This window comes from Galbibacter sp. PAP.153, from assembly GCF_037029175.1.
GTDB classification, from domain to species: Bacteria; Bacteroidota; Bacteroidia; order Flavobacteriales; family Flavobacteriaceae; genus Galbibacter; species Galbibacter pacificus.
In genome coordinates, this window is sequence record NZ_JAZEUN010000050.1 from 1 (window position 1) to 1952 (window position 1952).

Annotated in this window: 1 protein-coding gene; it reads right to left on the minus strand. The window is 35.5% G+C overall.

Annotated features, from left to right (window positions below; translation table 11 throughout):
* Positions 1-227 precede the first annotated feature (227 nt).
* Positions 228-1952 (minus strand): insulinase family protein (locus UXI14_RS17950; protein ID WP_335967340.1); only part of this gene is annotated, 1725 nt, incomplete at its 5' end.

Sequence of the window (1952 nt, forward strand, 5' to 3'; positions counted from 1 at the left end):
TCCAGTGATTGTAAAATAAGATTTTTGCCCGACCCAACGATTTATAAAGTTTATGCAACCCCTGATACTTCACAGCCACTTGATGGCTCTGGTGAAGTAGTGGATCTCTAATTTTCTTGAATGAGAAAATTTTGTTTAAATGGAGTACGCTGCGGACAATTATACTGCAGTGTGCTCCATTTTTTAATTAATTTTATGCCTCTCTTGAATCGATAATCTTATTTTATTTATTCTGGAGGCACCATCTTAAATTCAAAAGGCTCCGATATTAACCACTTTTGTGCTGATTCCTGCAAATCTTTTAACGAAAGTGAACCCATGTAATCCCGAACATCCGATATACCTACCCAGGGATATCCGTATTTATAATGCAAATACATCTTTTCTAACATCTCCTTATTGGTTTCTATATCACTTACCGGCATTAATCTCTTCTTAACCGCTTTAAATAACTTTATCTCTGTTGAAGGCGATTTTTTCAGATTTTCTATAATTTGCTTTGATTCCATAACCAGTCGATCTACATCCTCTGGGCTACATCCAAAATCAATGGAAAACTTATTATACCCAGATACCCCGTCATTGTTGTCATTACTTACAAAAGCCACATAAGGCCCCCCTTTTTCCGAATTTTTTCGCAAATGCTTTAAAAATGAATATTCCAGAAATCTGGAGAGTAACATTAATTTTGTTTTCTCTTTCCAGTCCAGGGAGGTCTTGTCCAAAGGGGTAACATATACCATACGTACCCGTACGTTATGTATGTTTTTTCGAGCAGGGAATGTTTTAATAAATGGATCTTCGGGAATATCCTCTTGAGTTTTTAAACCCTGTTCACATTCGACATGTTCGGTAGTATTTGGTATATTTCCCAGATACTTTCTGCACAAAAGCAAGAGTTCTTCTTCCTGAAAATTTCCAGAAAATAAAAACGTAAAATCCTGTACATTTCCGAATAATTTGTTATAGATGCTATAAGCTAGCCGCATATCGGTATGTCCTACCCCTTCCATTCGTTTAGAGCCTTTAGGAAGAAATAAGCTATCATTGAATACATTTTTAACTGTTGTTATAAGGTCATCTTGAACAAGATCGTTCAAATATCTCTTCGGGGCACTCATCTTCCAATCCTCATAAGCCAATTCATTATAATTTGGGGCCGTGATATAAAGATAGGTTAATTGTAGGGCCGTTTCCAAATCTTTCAATGTTGTTGTTGTACTCCCACGTATCCCGCTCTCCTTATACCCTATATAAGGGGTCACATACTGTTTAAAACCTTGATTGGATAAATATCTTTCTATGTCAAATTTATCCTTTCCGCCAACACCCGAATTTTTAATTATTCCAGGTGCATTAATGGCAGAAAAATAATCTTTTTTAGAAAAACAGCTCGCCCCATTAGAAACAAAACCTTTAAATATAACAGATTCACTACCTCCCAAAATATCGGGGGCGGGTTTAAAGGAATTGAAAATCAACTTAACCCCATTACTTAATAAGTATTTCTTTATACCGGGAATGTCGGTAGTCCCTTCTTTATAGTCACAGCATTTTAACCCTGAAACTTTTATCGGATCCATTAATGTTGACGGGATAATGGGATCGGCATATGGTATTGTTTTAGAAGTATCGGCTTCAAAAAACCAGTTTCTAATTGTTTTTTCTGTGTAAGAAAGGGCCATATTGGCTGTTGGAGCAATTAAACCAATATCTTCCGGTGTTTTATTGATACGATCTTTGAAAAAATTGTTGACTTCTTCCAAGGTAAGATTATTTAATATCTTTTTTAAAAGCCCAATTTTGTTTTGTGGCAATCCCTTACCATAAACAAAATGATTCCGAAATTCTTCCCTCCAATAGGAAACGGCTGTAGTATCCGACTTTTTCAAAGATTCAAATAAATCCGTTTTTGTCTTATTAAACTCAGTATTCGTAAAACCATATGCTTT